Genomic DNA, 21,832 nt, shown 5'->3' on the forward strand with positions numbered 1-21,832 from the left:
GTCCTCGTTAGGAAATCAGTTTTTCAAGTTCATCTGCTGATAAACGATTGAGGGCCTCCAAGGATTTAGCCAAAACATCATGAACGGGCTGCAAATCGGGTTGTAGGGCTTGAACGGCGTCGCTGAATGCCGCCAGATCGGCACTGCCGAACAGGCTGGCAAGGGGGATTTCGAAGCCCAGCAGCTCGCGCAAGCGCAGCACCACCTGGGTTGCCAGCAACGAATGACCGCCGAGTTCGAAGAAGTTATCCGCCAGGCCCACTCGCTCCACTTTCAACACGTCAGCCCAGACCTCGGCGATTTGCTCTTGCAACGGGCTGACCGGTGCCACGTAGGCGTTCTGCAACAGATTCGCATCCGGTTGTGGCAGCGCCCTGCGGTCGAGTTTGCCGTTGGTGGTCAGCGGCAGTTGATCGAGCAACAGCAAATGCGCCGGCACCATGTAATCCGGCAGATTGCCCTTAAGTACCTGGCGTACCTGTTCGCGCCATGCGCCCTGCTCTGTCGCGGCGACAGACTGCGCAGCGACGAGGTAAGCCACAAGTTGCGCGCCACCGGCACCCGGCTGATCGAGCACCACGGCCTGGCGGATTTCGGGCAAGGCCAGCAGTTGTGCTTCGATTTCTGCGAGCTCGATGCGGAAGCCGCGAATTTTCACTTGATGGTCTATCCGTCCGCAGTACTCAATCCGCCCGTTGGCGCAGTAGCGCGCCAGGTCGCCGGTGCGATACAGCCGCGCACCGCTGTCGCTGAACGGGTTGGGTACGAAGCGCGAGGCACTGAAATCGGCGCGGTTCAGGTAACCGCGGGCGAGTCCGGCGCCGCTGACGTGCAACTCACCGATGCAACCCTTGGGCACCGGGTGGAGATCGGCATCCAGCACGTACCAGGACAAATCCGGAATCGGCTCGCCCAACGGACTGCCAGCGTCGTTGTGCAGGTCGGCCAGGGTCAGCGGTCGATAGGTGACGTGCACCGTGGTTTCGGTGATGCCGTACATGTTGACCAGTTGAGGCGCACTGTCGCCGAAGCGCTCGAACCATGGCCGCAGACTCTTGACCTCCAGCGCCTCGCCACCGAACACCACATAGCGCAGTGATGGTCGCCCGCGCTCCTGAGCATCGGTGGCCACCTGCATCAATTGCTTGAAGGCAGATGGCGTCTGGTTCAGCACCGTGATCTGCTCGCGACACAACAGCGCGTAAAACTCTTGCGGCGAACGGCTGACGCTGTGCGGCACGATCACCAGTCGGCCACCGTGCAGCAACGCGCCAAAGATTTCCCAGACCGAGAAGTCGAACGCGTAGGAGTGGAACAACGTCCAGCGATCCTCGGCGCCGAAGTTGAACCAGTGGTCGGTGGCCTCGAACAAACGCAACACATGCTGATGGGCGAGCAGCGTGCCCTTGGGCTTGCCGGTAGAACCGGAGGTGTAGATCACATACGCCAGGTTGTCGCTGTCCACCGTCACTTGCGGGTCGGTGTCCGGTTGATCCGGCTGCACTTCGCCGTCGCTGCCCAGCAGCAAGGTCTGAACCTGTGTCGGCAGCGTCAGGTGGGCGAGCACGCCAGGCTGCATCAGCAGCAAGTCGATGCCGCTGTCCTCGACCATGTACTGCAAGCGCTCGGCGGGGTATTGCGGGTCCAGCGGCAGGTAGGCACCGCCCGCCTTGAGGATCGCCAGCAGGCCGACGATCATCTCGATCGAACGTTCCGCCGCCAACCCTACCAGTACGTCGGCACCTACGCCGCGCTCGATGAGCAAATGCGCGAGCCGGTTGGCCCGGCGATTCAACTCGCGGTAGCTGAGTTGCTGATCGTCCAGACTCACGGCAATCGCGTCAGGCGTTTTGTATGCCTGGGCCGCGATTAGCTGATGCAGGCTCCCGGTTTGCGGATAGCTGGCGCTGTTGCGGTTCCAGTCGCGCACAATCAATTGCTGCTGCGCCTCATCCACCAGGCGCAACTCGCCCAGCAGATGATCCGCCGTCGATCCGGCCATTTGCCGCAACAGGTGCTGCATCTGGCTGGCGATCTGCTCGATGATCTCGGCGCTGAAATGTCGGCGCGCATAGGCGAACTGCAACGACAGCGTGTCACCCAGATCCACCAGCACGGTCAGCGGCAGGTTGGTTTGTTCGTGGCTGGACACCTGGCCAAAGCGCATGCCTTGCGGCGCGCCCTTGTCCAGCGCCTCGGCCACCGGGTAGTTCTCGAACACCAGCAGGCTGTCGAACAAGCCATCACCCCGCTGGCCCGACCAGCGCTGAATGTCCGCCAACGGCGTGTATTCGAACTCGCGCAAGGCCAGGTTCTGCGCCTGTACCTGCTGCAACCAGGCACCGATCGTTTGCTCGGCACTTGGGCTGGCAATCACCGGCAAGGTGTTGATGAACAACCCGACCTGATGTTCGACGCCTGGCAAATCGGCCGGACGCCCGGCAACCGTGGCGCCGAAAGCGACCGTTGCCTGTCCGGTATAGCGTTGCAGCAAGAGCAGCCACGCTGCTTGCACCAGGGTGTTGAGGGTGACTTTCTGCTGACGGGCAAACTCACTCAGCCGTTGCGTCTGGTCACGATCCATCAGACGGGTGTGCTGATCATGGCCGCTGGCATCCAGTGCCGGTGTGCTATCAATCCGGCCCTGGGCCAGTCGCGTCGGCTCATCGAGTCTCGCTAACTGCCCTTTCCAGAACTGCTCGCTGGCCTGTGCGTCCTGGCGCTGCAACCAGCCGATGTAATCCGCGTAACGTCCCACCGTGGCGGCTGGCGTCTGCCCGGCATAACGCTGCAACACCTCGCCGAGCAACTGCGAGTTGCTCCAGCCATCCATCAAAATATGATGACTGGTGTAGATCATCTCGTGGCTGTCATTGCCGGTACGCACCAGCACCAGGCGCAACAGTGGCGCCTGGAGCAGATCGAACCCTTCACGCAGTTGTTCTTCTGCCAGCGCGTCCAGCGCGGGCGTCAGGTCGATGCGATCACGCCAGTCATGCAAGGCAAACGGCAGGTCAGCCCGACGCTGCACGATCTGCAACGGCTGTTCCTGCTCGGTGGTCCAGACGAAACGGGTGCGCAGGATCGAATGATTATCCAGCGCGGCCTGCCAGGCCTGGCGCAGACGCTCGGCGTCCAGGCCCTGGACGCTGACGCGCATCTGATTGATGTAGTTGCCCGACCCTTGCTCGTAAAGGCTGTGGAACAACATGCCCTGCTGCATCGGCGACAGCGGATAGATGTCTTCGACGTCCGCTCCGGCATTCGGCAAGGCATCGAGTTGCGCCTGGGTCAGTGCCGCCAGCGGAACGTCGGACGGCGTGATACCGGCGTGACGACCCTGGCTGCAATGCTCGATCAGCGCCCCCAGTTCCACGGCATACTCATCGGCCAGGCGCTGGACGGTGGCTTCATCGAACATCTCGCGGCTGAAGGTCCAGCCCAGGCTCAGCTCACCGCCATACACACGGCCATTGAGCTCCAGCCAGTTGCCCAGCGGCGCCAGTGGGCTCTGCTCTTCGCCGGCACTTTCGCTGGCCGGCACGAACAACGCGGCGTCATCGAACTGACTGTCGAACTGTCCCAGGTAGTTGAAGGTGATGCGCGGTGACGGCAACTCGCCGAGCACTCGACGCGCGGCCTCATCGCCCATGTAACGCAGCAAACCGAAACCGAGCCCTTTGTTGGGGATCGCTCGCAGCTGTTCCTTGATCTGCTTGATCGAGGCATCGAGGCTTGCGGCCGGTGTGAGGCGCACCGGAAACACACTGGTGAACCAACCGACCGTGCGGGTTACGTCGATGTCGTCGAACAGGTCTTCGCGACCGTGGCCCTCAAGCTGGATCAGCGTCGAGTCGTGGCCGGTCCAGCGACAAATCACCCGCGCCAGTGCCGTCATCAACAGGTCATTGACCTGCGTACGATAGGCCGCCGGGGCCTGTTGCAGCAGTTGCCGGGTCAGGTCCTGGCCAAGGCGCGTCTGCACCGTCAGGGCATGGCGGTTCTGCACGCTGCCGTGCGGGTTGTCGCATGGCAGGTCAGTCGGCGCACCTTGCAATTGCCCCCGCCACAGGTCCAGTTCGCCTTCAAGGTTTGGCGCATGCTGCTGCAAGCGTTCGGCCCAGTGCTTGAACGCGTTGGTTTTGGCCGGCAGCTTCGCCACCTGTGAGTTGCAGAGTTGCTGATAGGCACTTTGCAGATCCTCCAGCAAAATCCGCCATGACACGCCGTCCACCACCAAGTGATGCACCGCCAGCAGCAAGCGCTGAGAACCATCGGCCAGGTCCAGCAACAAGCCGCGCACCAGCGGGCCATCGGCCAGATTGAAACTACGCTGGGCTTGCAGGCAGGCCTCGTGCAGTTGCGCATCGTCGGATACAGCGCCTTGCCACAGCAACACATGTGCGCTGTCGAGCGGGCGATGGGTGGCGGTCCAGCCTTCGCTGGTTTGGTTGAACGACAAGCGTAACGCGTCGTGATGCGCGACCAGGCTTTGCAGGGCTTGTTCCAGATGTTGTGAGTTCAAGGCTACGGCCGGTTTGAGCAACACCGACTGGTTCCAGTGATGACGCTCGGCAATCTCGGTACCGAAGAACAATTGCTGGAATGGCAACAACGGCGTACTGCCACTGACCGGCCCTTGAGCAACGGTGGGGCCGCTGACACCCAAGCGGGCGACGGTGGCCAGTGCCTGGACGTTCTGGTGCTGGAACAGGTCTTTTGGGGTGAACTGGATCCCGGCCTGGCGCGCACGCCCGACCACCTGAATCGAGATGATCGAATCGCCGCCCAGTTCGAAGAAGTTATCCGTCAGCCCGACCCGCTCAAGCTTCAACACATCGGCCCAGACCGCGGCGATGCGCTGTTCCAGTTCGCTGCGCGGCGCAACATAGTCGGCTTTGCCGGTGCTGAGTTCAGGTTTGGGCAAGGCTTTACGATCCAGTTTGCCGTTGGGGCTCAGCGGCATCTGCGCCAGGCTCAGCCAGTGATTTGGCACCATGTAGTCCGGCAGTCCACGCTGCAAGTGCGCGACCAGGTCCGGGCGCCAATCGGCGCTGTCGTCGACCAGCACCACGTAGGCCACCAGTTGCTTGCCATCGACCACTGACACCGCGGCTTCACGCACAGTGGCGTGCTCCAGCAGCCGTGCTTCGATTTCACCCAACTCGATGCGCAAGCCACGCAGCTTGACCTGATGGTCGATCCGCCCGGCGTATTCGATCACGCCATCGGCGCGGTAACGGGCCAGGTCGCCGGTGCGGTAGATCCGCTCGCCGTCACCAAACGGGCTGACTGCGAACCGCTCGGCGGTCAGTGCCGGCCGCTGGTGGTAACCCCGGGCCAGACCTTCACCGGCGAGATACAACTCGCCCAGCACACCGCTTGGCACCGGCTCCAGGTTGTCGTCGAGGATGTAGCAACCGAGGTTGGCGATCGGTTGGCCGATCGGCACGCTGTCGCGGCCCTCTTCCACGCAGGTCCAGTGGGTGACGTCGATGGCCGCCTCAGTCGGGCCGTACAGGTTGTACAGCGCGGCGTTCGGCAACTTGGCAAACACTTGCTGCTGCGCATCCGCCGGCAGGGCTTCGCCGCTGCAAACGATGCGTTGGAGGCTGGTGCAGCTCGCCACGTCGATATCCTGCACAAAGGCCTGCAACATCGACGGCACAAAGTGCAGCGTGCTGATCTGTTCACGGTTGATCAACGCCACCAGTTTCGCCGGATCGCGATGATCCCCCGGCGCGGCGACGACCAGTCTTGCGCCGGTCATCAACGGCCAGAAGAACTCCCACACCGAGACGTCGAAACTGAACGGGGTTTTTTGCAGCACGCTGTCACCAGCGTCCAGACCATAAGCCTGCTGCATCCAGCACAAGCGATTGGTCAGCGCCGAATGCCGGTTGCCCGCGCCTTTTGGCTGGCCGGTGGAGCCCGAGGTATAGATCACGTAGGCGAGGTTTTCGCCATCGACCGCCACGTTCGGGTTGCTCTCAGCATAACCGCCCAACGGTTCATCCAGCAGCAGCGTCTGCACGCTGGCGGACAGCGGCAGCGCATCGCGCAAATGGCTCTGGGTCAGCAGCAATTGCACGCCGCTGTCTTCGATCATGTAGCGCAAGCGATCCTGCGGGTATTCCGGGTCCAGCGGCACGTAAGCACCGCCGGCCTTGAGCACCGCCAGCAGGCCGATGACCATTTCCAGCGAACGCTCGGCGGCGACGCCCACCAGGCTTTCGGCACCAACACCCAAGCCGATCAGCTTGTGGGCCAACTGGTTGGCGCGGGTATTAAGTTGCGCGTAGCTGAGGGTTTGGTCAGCGAAGACCAGCGCCGGAGCGTGTGGGGTGTTCAAGACCTGGGCCTCGATCAACTGCTGCACGCTTGAGGTCAGCGGGTAATCGGTGGCCGTGTTGTTCCAGTCGTGCAGGATGACTTGGCGCTCGGCCGCCGCCAGCATCGACAAATCGCTGATCCGCTGGCCTGGCTCGGCCACGATACCGGTCAGCAATGCCTGCCAATGCCCGGCCATGCGCGCAATGGAGGACGCTTCGAACAAGTCGGTGGCGTAGGTCAGCGAGACCCTCAAACCGGTAGCGGTTTCGGTCGAATCCAGGGTCAGGTCGAACTGCGCCGTGGCGCTGTCCCACGCCAGGCTTTCGATACGCAAATCATCCAGGCCGGCCCTCGGTGTGTCGGCGCTCTGGTGGTTGAACAACACCTGGAACAACGGGCTGCGGCTCAGGCTACGCTCCGGCGCCAAGGCGTCTACCAATTGCTCGAACGGCAGGTCTTGATGGGATTGCGCACCCAGCGCGGCTTGTCGGGTTTGCTCCAGCAAATCGCGCACACTCAGCTCGCCGTCGATCTGCCCACGCATTACCTGGGTATTGACGAAGAAGCCGATCAGTCCCTCGGTTTCAGCGCGGTTGCGGTTGGCAATCGGCACGCCGACGCGGACATCGTTTTGACCGCTGTAACGGTGCAACAGGATCTGGAACGAGGCCAGCAACAGCATGAACAAGGTCACACCTTCGCGTCGTGCAACGTCATGCAGCTGCGTGCTCAGGTTCGAGTCCAGCGCCAGGTCCAGGCGTGCGCCGCGATAGGTTTGCACCGCTGGCCGCGCGTGATCCAGTGGCAACTCCAGTACCGGCTGTTCACCGCCCAACTGCGCAACCCAGTACGCCAGTTGTCGCTCGCGCTCGCCCGCGTCCATCCACTGCCTTTGCCACTGGGCAAAATCGGCGTATTGCAGGGTCAATGGCGTCAGGGGGTGCGGCTGGCCAGCGTGTTCGCTGGCGTACAGTTCAACCAGTTCCTGCACCATGACCTGCATCGACCAGCCATCGGAAACGATGTGGTGCTGAGTGATCACCAAGACATGATCATCCGCCGCCACCTGCAGCAGATTGATTCGCAGCAGCGGCCCGCTCGTCAGATCGAATGGCTGACGGATCTGCGTCTGCACCCAGCTCGGGATTGTGTCTTCGTCGGCTTCAAGGATTTGCGGGTGGATGTCCACCGAGCCCTGCGGGTGAATGATCTGGACGGTGCGTTCGTCATCCTGGCGGAACGTGGTGCGCAACGGTTCGTGACGCTCCACCAACCGGTCGACACTGCGTTGCAGCGCCCTGACGTCCAGCGGACCATGCAGGCGCAAGGCGCTCGGCACGTGGTAGGCGGCGCTGTCCGGCTCCAGTTGCCAAAGGAACCACTGGCGTTCCTGGGCATAGGACAACGGCATGGGCTGGCCGCGCTCAAGCGCAACCATCGGCAGCGTTACGCTGTGCTGGAACGTCGCACAACACGCGGCAAAGTCCCCTAGCGTCGGATGTTCGAACAGGGTGCGCATCGGCACATCAAGGGTCAGTTCGTGACGCACCCGGGAAATCACCTGGGTGGCCAGCAAGGAGTGTCCGCCACGTTCGAAGAAGTGGTCGGTCAGGCCAATCGAGGGGGTCTGCAACACCGCTTCCCAGATTCTTCCAAGCTGAATTTCAAGGTCGCTTTGCGGCGCCACATAGGTGTGCGGCCCCTGAGTGAGGTCAACCTTGGGCAGCGCATTGCGGTCGAGTTTGCCGTTGTTGTTGAGCGGCAACGCGGCCAGCAACACCAGGTGTGCCGGCACCATGTATTCGGGCAATGCCTGGCGCAATGCCGATTTGAGTTGATCGATCCATTGCGCTTGCACGGACTCTTCGGCGTCAGGTAACCCGGCATCACTCGGCACCACGTACGCCACCAGTTGCGCACCGGTCGGACCGTCCTGGGCGATAACGGCAGCTTCGCGGACGTGATCGCGGGCTTGCAGGCAGGCCTCGATTTCGCCCATTTCGATGCGCAAACCGCGAATTTTCACCTGGTGGTCGATGCGTCCGGCATATTCCAGATCACCGCCGCTGTTGTAGCGCGCCAGGTCACCGCTGCGGTAAAGCCGCGCGCCCGGCTCAAGGGCAAATGGATCGGGAAGGAAGCGTTCGGCGGTGAGTGCCGGGCGGTCGAAGTAACGCTGGGCGAGGCTGGCCGGTGCACCGATGCACAACTCACCGACGCCACCGGCAGGCAATAATTGCCCGGCACTGTCGAGCACGTACAACGCGCGACCGGGAATAGCCCGACCGATCGGGATACCGAAACTGTCGTTGGCATCCGTCAGGCGGCACTCATGCACGCTGGACACGACCGTTGCCTCGGTTGGCCCGTAGGTGTTGAGCAAACGCACATGATTCAGGCCGGCCTCGTGCCAAAGGCGCAGCCCTTCCACCGACATGGCTTCGCCACCGACGTGTACCTGACGCAAATCGCCGAGGGTTTTGATGACACCATTGGCACACTCGCGCGCCAGCAGATACCAGTAAGCGGCCGGCAAGTCGGCAAGCGTCACACCACGGCGGACGATTTCGTCGGCCAGTTGCGTGGCATCCCAAAGATCGTCACCGCGCATGACCAACGCTGCGCCCACACACAACGGCGGGTAGCACTGCTCGACAAAGCCGTCGAAGCTGAACGTCGCGAATTGCAGCACGCGGTCGCTGGCGTCAAGCACCGAATACTCGGCAGCGCTCTGGCAGAACTCGCGCAAGGCACCGTGGGCAATGGCAACCCCCTTGGGGAGCCCGGTCGAACCCGAGGTGTAGATCACGTAGGCCAGGTCCTCGGCCACCGCGCGGTTCAACGGATCAGTCTCGGGGTAGCCGCACAGTTCGTCGGCCTGCGCATCGAGGCTCAGGCGAGTGATGTGTGATGGCAGCGGCACTTCGCTCAGCAGACCGGATTCACACAACAACAGGTCCAGGCGGCTGTCTTCGATCATGTAGGCCAGTCGCTGGGCCGGGTATTTCGGGTCGAGTGGTACATAGGCCGCGCCGCTTTTGAGGACCGCGAGCAGGCTGACAATCAGCTGCGGGCCGCGAAGCATTGCCAGGCCGACACGCTGGCCGGGGCCGACGCCGGTGGCGAGCAGGCGGTGTGCAAGACGGTTGGCCTGAGCGTTCAACTGGCCGTAGCTTAGGGTCAGTTCTCCGGCCTGCACAGCCAGCGCATCCGGAGTTGCGTGCGCTTGAGCGGCAATGCGCTGGTGCACCAGCGCGTCGTCATGCAGGCACACCGCTGGCGGCTGGCAGAGCGTCAGCATGGCCTGGGCACCCGCGTCGTCAAGCAGCTTCATCGCGCCCAGTCGGGCGTATGGCTGAGTGCTCAACTGGGTGAGCACGTGCTGCAGGTTGGCGCTCAGCTCAATGACTTGCGAAGCACTGAAGCGCGCCGCGTCGTAGCTGAACTCCAGGCTCAAACCTTCACCCAGTTCGATGCCTAGCGTCAGGGGATAGTGCGTGCGTTCGTGGTTGTGCAGGTTAGCGAACGACAGACCGGCCGGAGCACCTTGTTTCAGCGCTTCAGCCACCGGGAAGTTTTCGAACACCAGCAGGCTGTCGAACAGCGCCGAACCCTGTTGCCCTGCCCAGCCCTGAATATCGTACAACGGCACATGCTCGTACTCGCGCAGAGCCAGGTTCAGCCCTTGCAGCTCGCTCAGCCACTGACTGACGGTCTGATCCGGGCTCATCGCACACACCAGCGGCAGGGTGTTGATGAACAGGCCCAGCTGTTGCTCGATTCCCGGCAGCGGCGCCGAACGGCCGGCAACCGTGGCACCAAAAGCCACGCAATCCTGACCGGTGTAACGTTGCAACAACAGGCTCCAGGCCGCTTGCAACAGGGTATTGAGCGTGACTTTCTGTTGCCGCGCGAACTCGGACAGACGCTGGGTTGCCTGCGGGTCCAGGGCAACGCGATGGACTTCACTGCCCTGCCCGCCCACCGGTGGGCGCAAGGCGTCGGCCAACAGCGTTGGCGCTTGCAGCGGTGCCAATGCAGCTTTCCAGAATTGCTCGCCAGCGGCGGCCGATTGCTGTTGCAACCAGCCAAGGTAATCGCGGTACTGCCCCAATGGCGTCGGCAACGCCTGCCCGGCGGCATAATGTTCAATCACTTCGCCCAGCAACTGCGCGTTGCTCCAACCGTCCATCAAGATGTGGTGGCTGGTGTAAATCAGGTGCCATGCATCGGCGCCGGTACGCACCAGTTTCAGGCGCAACAGCGGCGCCGTATCCAGCGCGAAACCGAGGGCACGCTCGGTATCGGCCAACGTATCCAGATCGGCCGTTTCAAGCACTTCAAGGGGCAATGTCACCTGACGGGCAATCACCTGGTGCGCGGTATCGAGGCCCTGCCAGTGGAAGCTACTGCGCAAAATATCGTGACGATCAAGGGCCGCTTGCCAGGCCTTGGCGAATCGCTGCGGATCCAGGCCCTGGACGTCCAGGCGCAACTGACTGATATAGGCGCCGACTTCCGGCTCATAGAGGGTATGGAACAACATGCCCTGCTGCATCGGAGACAGCGGGTACACATCCTCGATGGTCGAGGCCGCCATCGGCAAGGCATCCAGTTGTGCCTGGGTGATGCGCGCCAACGGGAAGTCGGACGGGGTGGCCAGCGGCGCCTTCAAGGCACAGCAGTGTTCAATCAAGTCTTGCAACTGAACGGCGTAATCTTCCGCCAGGCGCTGGATCGTCGCGTCATCAAACATCTCGTGGCTGAAGCCCCAGCTCAGGGCCAGCTCACCGCCATATACCTGACCTTCAACGGTCAGCCAGTTGGCCAGCGGCGCCTGCTCATCCTGAGCCGAACCGCCCGGTTCGGTCGCAGGCACCAGCAAGGCCTTCTCGTCGAACTGTCGGTCGAACTGCCCCAGGTAGTTGAACGTGATGCGCGGTTGCGTCAGGGCCGACAATTGCGCGCCGACCGCCGGGTCCGCCAGGTAGCGCAACACGCCATAACCCAGGCCTTTGTCAGGAACGGCACGCAGCTGCTCCTTGACCGTTTTGATCGAACCATCGAGGTCGTCGGTGCTGGTCAGATTGACCGGGAACAGACTGGTGAACCAGCCCACCGTACGCGTCAGATCGACATCGTCGAACAGGTCTTCGCGGCCATGGCCTTCCAGTTGGATCAACGTGTCCGGCTGGCCGGTCCAGCGGCTGATAGTGCGCGCCAGCGCCGTCAGCAACAGGTCGTTGACCTGAGTCCGATAGGCCATTGGCGCCTGCTGCAACAGTTGCCGCGTAAGCTTGGCACCGAGGCGCCATTCGATTTTCTGCCCATGTACATTCTGCAAATCGCCGTCGGGGCGATCGCACGGCAGTTCTGCAGCGCGGCTTTGCTGGTGTTTCCAGTACGCCAGTTGCCCATCAAACCGCGGAGTCTGCTCGGCGAGCCGTTCTGTCCAGGCCTGATAAGCACTGGTTTTGGCCGGCAACGACACGCGGCCGGCACTGGCCAGTTGTTCGTAGGCCTGCTGCAGGTCTTCAAGCAACACGCGCCAGGAAACACCGTCTACGACCAAGTGATGAATGATCAGCGACAAGCGCTGGCTGCCATCGGCCATGCTGACCAGCAATGCACGCAGCAGCGGGCCGTTTTCCAGGTTCAGGCTGCGCTGCGCTTCGTCGCAGGCGGCGGTCAACTGCTCGGTAGACGTGACGGCGCGCTGCCACAGCTCTGCGCGCTCGACCAGCGGTCCGTGCACCTGTTGCCAGCCATCCGCGCTGTGGCTGAACCGCAGGCGCAGGGCATCATGGTGATTCAATACGTGGGTCAACGCCGCCTCGAGCCATCCCCCGTTCAACGGCTCACGGGGCGTCAACAGCAGTGATTGGTTCCAGTGTTCACGCGCGACCACCGGTTGTTCGAAAAACAGCGCCTGCACCGGCGACAGCCGTGCTTCACCACTGACCGGCCCCTGATCGACAGCGCTGTGGCTGTCGAGCGTGGCCACCAGCGCCAGACTGCGCACACTCTGGTACTGGAACAAGTCCCGTGGGCTCAGGCGGATGCCGGCCTGCCGAGCCCGGCTGACCACTTGAATGGAAATGATCGAGTCGCCGCCGAGTTCGAAAAAGTTGTCTTCGAGGCCGACACGCGCAAGGCCCAGCACCTCCTGCCAAATGGCGGCGAGCGTCTTCTGCATGACGTCTTGAGGTTCGACGAAGGCTTGTTGCGGCACCGCATCCGGCTGCGGCAAGGCTTTGCGGTCAAGCTTGCCGTTGGCGGTGACCGGCAATTTCGCCAGCGTCATCAGGTAGGTCGGGACCATGTATTCCGGCAGGCTGCCCAGCAGCCAGGCCTTGACGTCCTGCTGCCATTGTTCGGCTGGCTCGGCACTCTCAAGCACCAGATACGCCACCAGGTGTTTGCCGCCCTGCACCAGAACCACAGCTTCACGCACCAGCGGATGCTGCATCAACCGGGTTTCGATTTCCCCCAGTTCGATCCGCAGGCCACGCAACTTGACTTGATGATCGAGACGGCCGAGGTATTCGATCACTCCGTCGGCGCGTTGGCGTACCCGGTCACCCGTGCGGTACAAACGGGCACCGTCATGGAACGGGCACGGCACAAAACGCTCGGCGGTCAGGCCCGGACGTCGGTGGTAGCTGCGCGCAAGCCCGGCACCGCCGAGGTACAACTCACCCGCCACGCCGCTGGGCACCGGCAACAGTTCGGCATCGAGTACATGGGTGCGCAGGTTGGCAATCGGCCGACCGATGGGCACGCTGTCGGCACCTTCATCGACACAAGTCCAGTGGGTGACGTCGATGGCCGCTTCGGTCGGGCCATACAGGTTGAACAATCCAGCCTGGGGCAGTTTGGCGAAGACCTGTTGCTGGGCGTCGAGTGGCAAGGCTTCACCACTGCAAACAATCCGTTTGAGACCGACACAGGCCTCGACACCCGGCTCGTGGATAAACGCCTGCAACATCGACGGCACGAAGTGCAACGTGCTGATGCCGTACTCGCCGATGGTCTCGATCAGCCGCGCCGGTTCACGGTGCGCGCCAGGCGCGGCCACCACCAGACGGGCACCGGTCATCAGCGGCCAGAAAAATTCCCACACCGATACGTCAAAACTGAACGGGGTTTTTTGCAGCACCGCGTCACTGGAGCCCAACCCATAGGCTTCCTGCATCCAGCACAAACGGTTGACCAGCGCCGCATGACTGTTGCCGGCACCCTTGGGTTTACCCGTGGAACCGGAGGTGTAAATCACATACGCGAGGCTCAAAGGAACCACCGCCACCTCAGGACGCTGCTCGCTGTAGGCATCCAGCCAGCCAGTGTCCTGATCGAGGGTAATGACATCGATCGCAACGGTCGGCAAGGCTGGCAACAGTGAAGATTGAGTGAGCAACAGGGCAATGCCGCTGTCTTCGATCATGTAGGCCAAGCGTTCTTGCGGATATTCCGGGTCTAGCGGAACGTAGGCGCCACCGGCTTTCAGAATGGCCAGCAAACCGATCACCATCTCCAGCGAACGTTCAACGCAAATGCCCACTAGCCCATCCGGCCCCACGCCCTGCTCCCGAAGCCGATGAGCCAGTTGATTGGCGCGGGCATCGAGCTGTCCATAGGTCAACGTCCGTGCACCGAACATCAGGGCAGGTGCATCCGGGGTTCGCTGAACCTGAGCTTCGATCAACGCGTGAATGCAGACATCGGTCGGGTAAGCAGCCTGAGTGCGGTTCCAGTCATGCACCAGCACCTGCTGTTCACCCGCCTCCAGCAACGGCATTTCACCGATCCGCTGGCGCTGATCAGCGACCAGCGCCGTCAGCAGATTGCTCCAGTGGCGCGCCATCCGCTCGATGGTGGCGGCGTCGAAAAGGTCGTCCGCATAGGTCAGCGCAGCGTGCAGCCTGCCGCCCTTCTCCCAGGTATCCAGGGTCAGGTCGAACTGGGTGGTGCGGCTTTGCCAGTCGATGCTGCCCAGCTTCAGGCCCGAGTCGGTGCTGATCGAAGACATGTCCGCAACATGCGGCTGGTGGTTGTACATCACCTGGAACAGCGGCGTGTGGCTGAGGCTGCGCTCCAGTTTCAGCGCATCCACCAGGCGCTCGAATGGCAAGTCCTGATGAGCCTGGGCGCCAAGGGCGGTTTCCTTGATGGCGCGCAGCAATTCGTCGACGCGGGTCTGGCCGTCAAGCTTCGTGCGCAGCACCTGGGTGTTGACGAAGAAACCGATCAGGCCTTCGATCTCGGCGCGGTTGCGGTTGGCGATCGGCACGCCGACGCGGATATCGGTCTGCCCGGTGTAGCGATGCAGCAGCACGTTGAATGCGCCAAGCAAGAGCATGAACAGCGTGATGTTGTGTTTCTGTGCAGTGCTGCGCAGTTGCTCGGCCAGATGGTTGTCGACCGCGAATTCATAGCGGGTGCCGCGATAGCTCGGCATCGCCGGGCGCGGGTGATCGGTGGGCAGTTCCAGCACCGGGTGCTCGTCACCCAGTTGCTCCTGCCAGTAATCGAGCTGGCGCGCCTGTTCGCCCGCCTCGAGCCAGCGGCGTTGCCACAAGGCGTAGTCGCTGTACTGGATCGGCAAGGCTGCGAGTTGCGGTTGCGTGCCCGCCTCAAAGGCGTCGTAGCAGCGGATGAATTCGTCGATCAGCACGTTCATCGACCAGCCGTCGGAAACGATGTGGTGCAGGGTCAACAGCAAGACGTGTTCTTCGTCGGCGAGCTTGAGCAAGGTAACGCGCAGCAGTGGGCCAACCGACAGATCAAATGGCAGCACTGATTGCTGCTCGGCTGCGTGGGCGACTGCCACTTCGCGCTCCGAGGCTGGTAACGCGCTGAAATCCACCTGATCGATGACCAGCGGCGCACTGACCGGCACTTGTAGCAAGGTGTCGTCGGCCTGGCGCTGGAATACCGTGCGCAGGGTTTCGTGACGCGCCACCAGGCTGGCGAAGGCTTGCTCCAGCGCCGGCAGGTTCAGACGCCCGGTCAGACGCACCGCGCCGGGCAGGTTATAGGCACCGCTGTGCGGGTCCAGTTGCCAGAGAAACCACATGCGTTGCTGGGCGTACGACAGTGCCTGGCGATCCTCGGCGGCTACACCGGCAGGAATGGGGAACCGGGCGAAATCAACGCCTTCCTTTTGCAAGGCCGCAAGGAACATGTGCCGCTTTTCCAGGGGCAGCCCGATAAACCGGCGAGCAAGTTTCAAGGAGTCTTCAGCATTCATTTCTAAGCATCCGGATCGTTGGCAGGAAGCACAAAGGCACGTCGTTCCTATAAAACGAATGCAGACCGGAAAAATTAGCGAATGAGAACAAGTGTCAGAAAGGAGAATGGAATGAGGAAATACAGGGCGATGGAAAAACCTGTGGGAGCGGCGGTGCGACGATTCGACTTGCCCACCCCCACAGGTATTGAGTGAAGTTTGAGATCTGTTAGCTGACGGCCATCAAGCCATGTCGGCGATGGTGAACGTCGAGTTGATCCTTGATCACCCGCAACACCTTGGCCTCGTGCTCATGGATAAAGAAGTGTCCACCCGCCAGCATGTCCACGGAAAAGCTGCCGTGGGTTTCCTTACTCCAGCCGATCAACTGTTCGGTGGTGGCACGGTCGGTGGTGCCGCCGAGCACGTGCACGGGACATTTGAGCAATGGACGCGGCAACGGCTCAAAACGTCCGCACAGCAAAAAGTCGGCACGCAGGACCGGCAACGTCAGGCTCATCAACTCTTCGTTAGACAGAATCTCTTCACTGGTGCCATTGAGCATGCGCAACTGATCGATCAGTTCTGCGTCGCTCTTGGGCTCGCCAAAGCCCCGGTCGTAATCACTGCGCATCGTCGGCGCGGCGGTACCCGAGGCGAACAGTGCCACCGGTTCCGGGCAGCCCAGCGCGCGCAAGGCGTGGGCCAGTTCACAAGCCAGCAACGCACCCAGGCTATGGCCGAACAATGCGTAAGGCGCGCGCAAGGACGTTTGCAACTCTGCCGCCAATTGACGGGCCAACGCGCGCATATCGGTCTGCAGTGCTTCGCCAAACCGTGCGCCGCGCCCTGGCAGCTCAACCGGTTGCAACTTCAGCCACTCCGGCAATTTGCGCCGCCAGCGGCTGTAGACCATGGCGCTCGCGCCTGAATAGGGCAGGCACAGCAATGTCAGCTGGGTCACCGGGCTTACCTCGAAAAGTTGTCTGTATTAGAGAACGGATGAGCGCCGCGGGGAATTAGTCGTACACATACCCCCTGTAGGAGTGAGCCTGCTCGCGATAGCGGTGTGTCAGTCAACTTGATGGTGACTGTTACACCGCTATCGCGAGCAGGCTCACTCCTACAGGGGTTCTTTATTTCAAATGGCGGAAGCTTTGGACTGCGGAACCGAGGACCACGGCGCCAGCAGCAATCGCCACCCAAAACCCGCTACGGGCCCCATATGCATCGATCAGCCAACCCGAACTTGCCGCGCCAATCGCCACGCCAATGCTCAACCCGGTGACCAGCCATGTCAGGCCTTCCGTCAGTTTGGCCGGCGGCACAATTTGCTCCACCAACGCCATCGCCACAATCAGCGTCGGCGCAAAAAACAGCCCGGCGACAAACACCGCCAGCGACAGCCCGAGAATGTTCGTCGCCAGCAGCAACGGCAGCGTGGTCACCGCCGTCGCCACCCCGCCATACAGGAACAATCGTGGCAGCGGCACTTTCGAGCGCAACGCTCCGAATGCCAATCCCGACAGGCAGGAACCAATGGCATACACCGACAACACAATGCTCGCCGCCGCCGGTTGGCCCTGTTGTTGAGCGAAGGCGACGCTGACCACATCCACCACGCCAACGATGGTGCCCATGGCGACCATCAACAGCATCAGCAATTGAATGTCGAGCGAACGGATGATCGAGCCCTGATGGAGTTCTTCATGGGGATGAATCGCCGGCTCGGTGTCGCGCTGCAACACAAACGCCGTCACCCCGATCGCCAGCATCAACAACGCCGCCAATGGCCCCGCCTCGGGGAACGCCACCACGCACAGTCCCACCGACAGCGGCGGCCCGACAATAAAGCAGACTTCGTCCAGCACTGATTCCAGCGCGTAAGCGGTTCGTAGCTCCGGCTGGCCGCGATACACCTCGGTCCAGCGCGCCCGGACCATCGCCGACATGCTCGGCATGCAACCAGCCAGCGCGGCGAACACAAACAATGTCCACTGCGGCGCCTGCAAGCGAGTGCACAGCAACACCAGCAACAATGCCCCACCACCAATCAGCGCCGAGATCGGCAGAACCCGGCCCTGGCCAAAGCGATCCACCAGCCGCGAGACTTGCGGCGCACAAAACGCCGTGGCCAAGGCAAACGTCGCCGCCACCGCACCGGCCAGACCGTAGCCGCCTTGCAGTTGCGAGAGCATGGTGATCAGGCCGATACCGGTCATGGAAATCGGCATGCGCGCGATCATGCCAGCCAGTACAAAGGCTCTGCTGCCTGGGGCCTTGAATAGATCGCGGTAGGGGTTGGCCATGAGGTCAGGTCTCAGCTGGGGCGTGCAAGTTGCCATAAGACTGATCGAGGGCAAAGTGAGTATTTGTTGGTTGAATGTGAACGTTGCTCAACCCTTGTACAAAACACTTAGGTCGGCATGCCCTCAGGCACTTTAACGAGACGTTGAAAACGGTCTAATAAAAATTTGCAGGGGGTAAAAGCCTTGACTAGATTTCGATTAATACAGGTACACGTCTGAATTTCCCTACGTCGTCTGGTCAGCAGTAAAGGTCCGGTAGCGAAGACACCATGGAGTCTGGCTATGGACGAGTTTCTTATTCTGGTCGACCGCCAGGATCGCAAAAAAGGCATCGCCGAGAAGTTGCAGGCCCATCAACAGGGCCTCTTGCACCGCGCGTTCTCAATCTTCATTTTTAACAGCGAAGGCCGCCTGCTACTGCAACAGCGCGCGTTCGGCAAATACCATTCCCAGGGGTTGTGGAGCAATACCTGCTGCGGTCATCCCCGCCCGGGCGAACGGACCGCAGCCGCCGCGAAACGCCGCTTGTTTGAAGAAATGGGCATCACCTGTCAATTGCGTAAAGTCTTCACCCTCCTCTACCGTGAGCCGGTTTCAAACCAGCTCATCGAGCACGAATAAGGCCACATATTCGTCGGCACCAGCGATTGCGCGCCCGTCGCCAATCCCGAAGAAGCCAATGACTGGCAATGGCAAACACTGTCCGAGCTTACCCTGCGTATTGCCGCCGAACCCGAGACCTTCACTATCTGGTTTCGCCGGCTGCTCGAAACCATTGGCCCCACCGGGCTAAGCGCCTGGAAAGATCTCGCAGAAGCGAGTCCAGGCGGCTCCTGAATAGAGAGCCCTTTCATGAACAGTCGCCCTCGAGACGATCATGTCGACCACTACCGCCCTCGAAGAGCTTGATGAGTTGCACATCCCGGTCTTCGAATTCCCATGGCCGGGTCACTGCTCTCCCATTGCGGCCAGTATTGAACAGCAAACCAATGCCTGGCTAAGCAAGCTTGGGCTCATTCGACCGGCCCGCACGCCGGCTCAGCGGTCCCGGATCCCAAAGTGAACTCTGCGTCCTGCAAACCGGTCAGCTAATTAGGTGCTCACTTTAAGGCGCAAACGTTCATGCTGATTGCTCTCGACCAACAAGTCGCCCTCATCACCGGTGCCAGCTCCGGCATCGGCGCAGGCGCCGCCAAGGCATTGGCCGCCGCCGGAGCCGCGGTGGTGATCAACTACCACTCGCAGGCTGAACCCGCCGAAGAACTGGCCCGGCAGATCAACGCTGAAGGCGGTCGGGCTATCGCCATCGGTGCCGACGTTTCCAAGGAAGAAGACGTCGAACGGCTTTTCGCGAAAACCCTCGAGGCGTTCGGTTCGCTGGACATTCTGGTGGCCAATTCGGGTATGCAAAAAGACGCCAAGGCGGTGGACATGACCCTCGCCGACTGGAACCAGGTGATCGGCGTCAACCTCACTGGTCAATTCCTCTGCGCCCGCGCCGCCCTGCGTATTTTCAACCGGCAAGGTATTCGCGAAGGCGTGTCCCGGGCCGCCGGCAAGATTATTCATATGAGCTCGGTGCACCAGCGCATTCCCTGGGCCGGTCACGTCAATTACGCCGCGTCCAAGGGTGGCGTAGACATGCTGATGCAAACCCTCGCCCAGGAAGTCAGCCACCGGCGCATTCGCATCAACGGCATTGCGCCGGGGGCCATTCGCACGGATATCAATCGTGCCGCCAACGAGGAGCAACTGCTCAAACTCATCCCTTACGGCCGGGTCGGTGAAGTCGAGGACATCGCCAACGCGGTGGTCTTCCTCGCTTCCGATGCTTCCGACTACATCGTCGGCACCACCCTGTTCATCGACGGCGGCATGAGCCTCTATCCGGAGTTTCGCGGCAATGGCTGATCATCATCCCGAGCGACAAAGCAACATCGATGCCCACGGCATCATCGGCGACATGCGCAGCGCGGCGCTGGTCAACGACAAGGGCAGCGTCGACTTTTTCTGCTGGCCGGAGTTCGACAGCCCATCGATCTTCTGCTCGCTGCTGGACACGCCCGAGGCCGGTATTTTCCAGTTGTCGCCGGACCTGCCCGATGCCCGTCGCGAACAGATTTACCTGCCCGACACCAACGTGCTGCAAACCCGCTGGCTCAGCGATCGCGCCGTGGTTGAAGTCACCGACCTGTTGCCGATTGGCGACAGTGAAGATGATTTTCCGGTGCTGATGCGTCGTGTTCGGGTGGTCAGCGGCCACGCGACGTTTAACATGCGTTGCGCGGTGAGTCATGACTACGCTCGCGCCAAGACCCGCGCGCGCATGGATAACAAAGACGTGGCTTTCGAGGCAGCCGACCAACCGTCCATGCGACTTTCTTCAGATCAGGTTCTGCGTGTTGATGGCAATGCGGCAGTCGCCGAATTCACCCTCAAGCAAGACCAGAGCGCCGAATTCCTGCTCGGCGGCATCGACGATCCGCGTTTCAAGGAAGGCGCCGCGGGTTTGTGCCTGGAACGCACGCTGAAGTTCTGGCGCGACTGGACGGGCCAGTCCAACTACCGCGGTCGCTGGCGGGAAATGGTCAACCGTTCTGCCCTGGCCCTGAAGCTGCTGACCTCGCGCAAACACGGCGCGATCCTCGCAGCTGCCACGTTCGGCCTGCCGGAAACGCCCGGCGGCGAACGCAACTGGGACTACCGCTACACCTGGATCCGCGACGCCTCGTTCACCGTCTACGCCTTCATGCGTCTGGGTTTCGTTCAAGAGGCCAACGATTACATGGGCTGGCTGCGGGGGCGGGTCAGCGATTGCCAGGGCAAACCGATGAAACTCAACATCCTCTATGCCATCGACGGTCGCCAGGAACTGCCGGAAACCGAGCTCTCGCACCTGTCCGGCCACGGCGGCGCGACGCCGGTGCGCATCGGCAATCAGGCTTACGATCAGGTCCAGCTCGACATCTTCGGCGAGCTGATGGACGCGGTGTACCTGGTCAACAAATACGGCGATGCCATCTCCCACGAGGGCTGGCAACACGCAGTGAAAGTAGTGGATCAAGTCTGTGAAACCTGGCAGCAAAAGGACGTGGGCATCTGGGAGATGCGCGGCGAACAGCATCACTTCCTGCACTCGCGGCTGATGTGCTGGGTGGCCTTGGACCGGGCCATTCGCCTCGCCTCAAAACGCTCCCTGCCCGCGCCGTTCGCCCGCTGGGACCAGACCCGCCAGGCGATTTACGCCGACATCTGGGACAACTTCTGGAACGAAGAACGCGGGCATTTCGTGCAGCACATCGGCGGTACCGCGCTGGACGGCTCGATGTTGCTGATGCCACTGGTGCGTTTCGTCAGCGCCAAGGACCCGCGCTGGCTATCGACCCTCGAAGCCATCCAGAAAACCCTGGTACGCGACGGCATGGTCTACCGCTACCGCAACGAAGACAGCCAGATCGACGGCCTCACCGGCACCGAAGGCGCCTTTGCCGCATGTTCGTTCTGGTACGTCGAGTGCCTGGCCCGGGCGGGCCAGGTGGAAAAGGCGCACCTGGAGTTTGAACAGTTGCTCAGGTACGCCAATCCGCTGGGGTTGTACGCCGAAGAGTTCGACAGCCATGGGCGGCATCTGGGCAACACGCCGCAAGCGCTGACCCACCTGGCGCTGATCAGCGCGGCGAGTTTTCTGGATCGGAAATTGAGTGGGGAGAAGAATTACTGGCAGCCTTGAGACCGCGTCGCCCCAATCGCGAGCAGGCTCGCTCCCACAGGATTTGTGTCAAACACGCTATTTGTGAACGACGCATACCCTGTGGGAGCGTGCGGGCGGCGATCCGACTTTCCCGCGAAGAGGCCATCAGCCTCAACACAAAACCAACTGAACACCTCTGTCCGCCAAAACACGCCAGAAACGACGCTTTTCACGACGCTGCTTGTAGGATCAAAGCTAGCCCTTGAAGAA

The 21,832-nt window shown here is 61.7% G+C and carries 6 protein-coding genes; 3 read left to right on the forward strand and 3 right to left on the reverse strand.

The window, feature by feature from the left end:
* Positions 1-7: 7 nt before the first annotated feature.
* The 3 genes from ACA051_RS20060 to ACA051_RS20070 form a co-directional block, all read right to left on the reverse strand.
* Positions 8-15,583, reverse strand: a complete 15,576-nt coding sequence (locus ACA051_RS20060) for a non-ribosomal peptide synthetase (protein WP_497371603.1) — start codon at positions 15,581-15,583, stop codon at positions 8-10.
* 208 nt (positions 15,584-15,791) lie between these two features.
* On the reverse strand, positions 15,792-16,526 hold the full coding sequence (locus tag ACA051_RS20065; RefSeq protein ID WP_497304194.1) for a thioesterase II family protein: 735 nt from the start codon (positions 16,524-16,526) through the stop codon (positions 15,792-15,794).
* Positions 16,527-16,698: 172 nt separating this feature from the next.
* Positions 16,699-17,871 (reverse strand): MFS transporter, encoded by a 1,173-nt coding sequence (locus tag ACA051_RS20070; RefSeq protein WP_497371605.1) that lies wholly within the window; start codon positions 17,869-17,871, stop codon positions 16,699-16,701.
* 282 nt (positions 17,872-18,153) lie between these two features.
* Here ACA051_RS20070 and ACA051_RS20075 point away from each other — a divergent pair, with 282 nt between their 5' ends.
* The 3 genes from ACA051_RS20075 (at position 18,154) to ACA051_RS20085 (ending at position 21,601) form a co-directional block, all read left to right on the forward strand.
* Positions 18,154-18,492 (forward strand): isopentenyl-diphosphate Delta-isomerase, encoded by a 339-nt coding sequence (locus ACA051_RS20075; RefSeq protein ID WP_497371607.1) that lies wholly within the window; start codon positions 18,154-18,156, stop codon positions 18,490-18,492.
* A 501-nt stretch (positions 18,493-18,993) separates the two neighbouring features.
* A complete protein-coding gene (locus tag ACA051_RS20080) occupies positions 18,994-19,782 on the forward strand; it encodes a glucose 1-dehydrogenase (protein WP_497304200.1) in 789 nt (262 codons plus the stop codon).
* On the forward strand, positions 19,775-21,601 hold the full coding sequence (locus ACA051_RS20085; RefSeq protein ID WP_497371609.1) for a glycoside hydrolase family 15 protein: 1,827 nt from the start codon (positions 19,775-19,777) through the stop codon (positions 21,599-21,601). The genes ACA051_RS20080 and ACA051_RS20085 overlap by 8 nt, the downstream gene beginning before the upstream one ends.
* Positions 21,602-21,832 lie beyond the last annotated feature (231 nt).

It is taken from the genome of Pseudomonas sp. LBUM1669 (assembly GCF_059695705.1).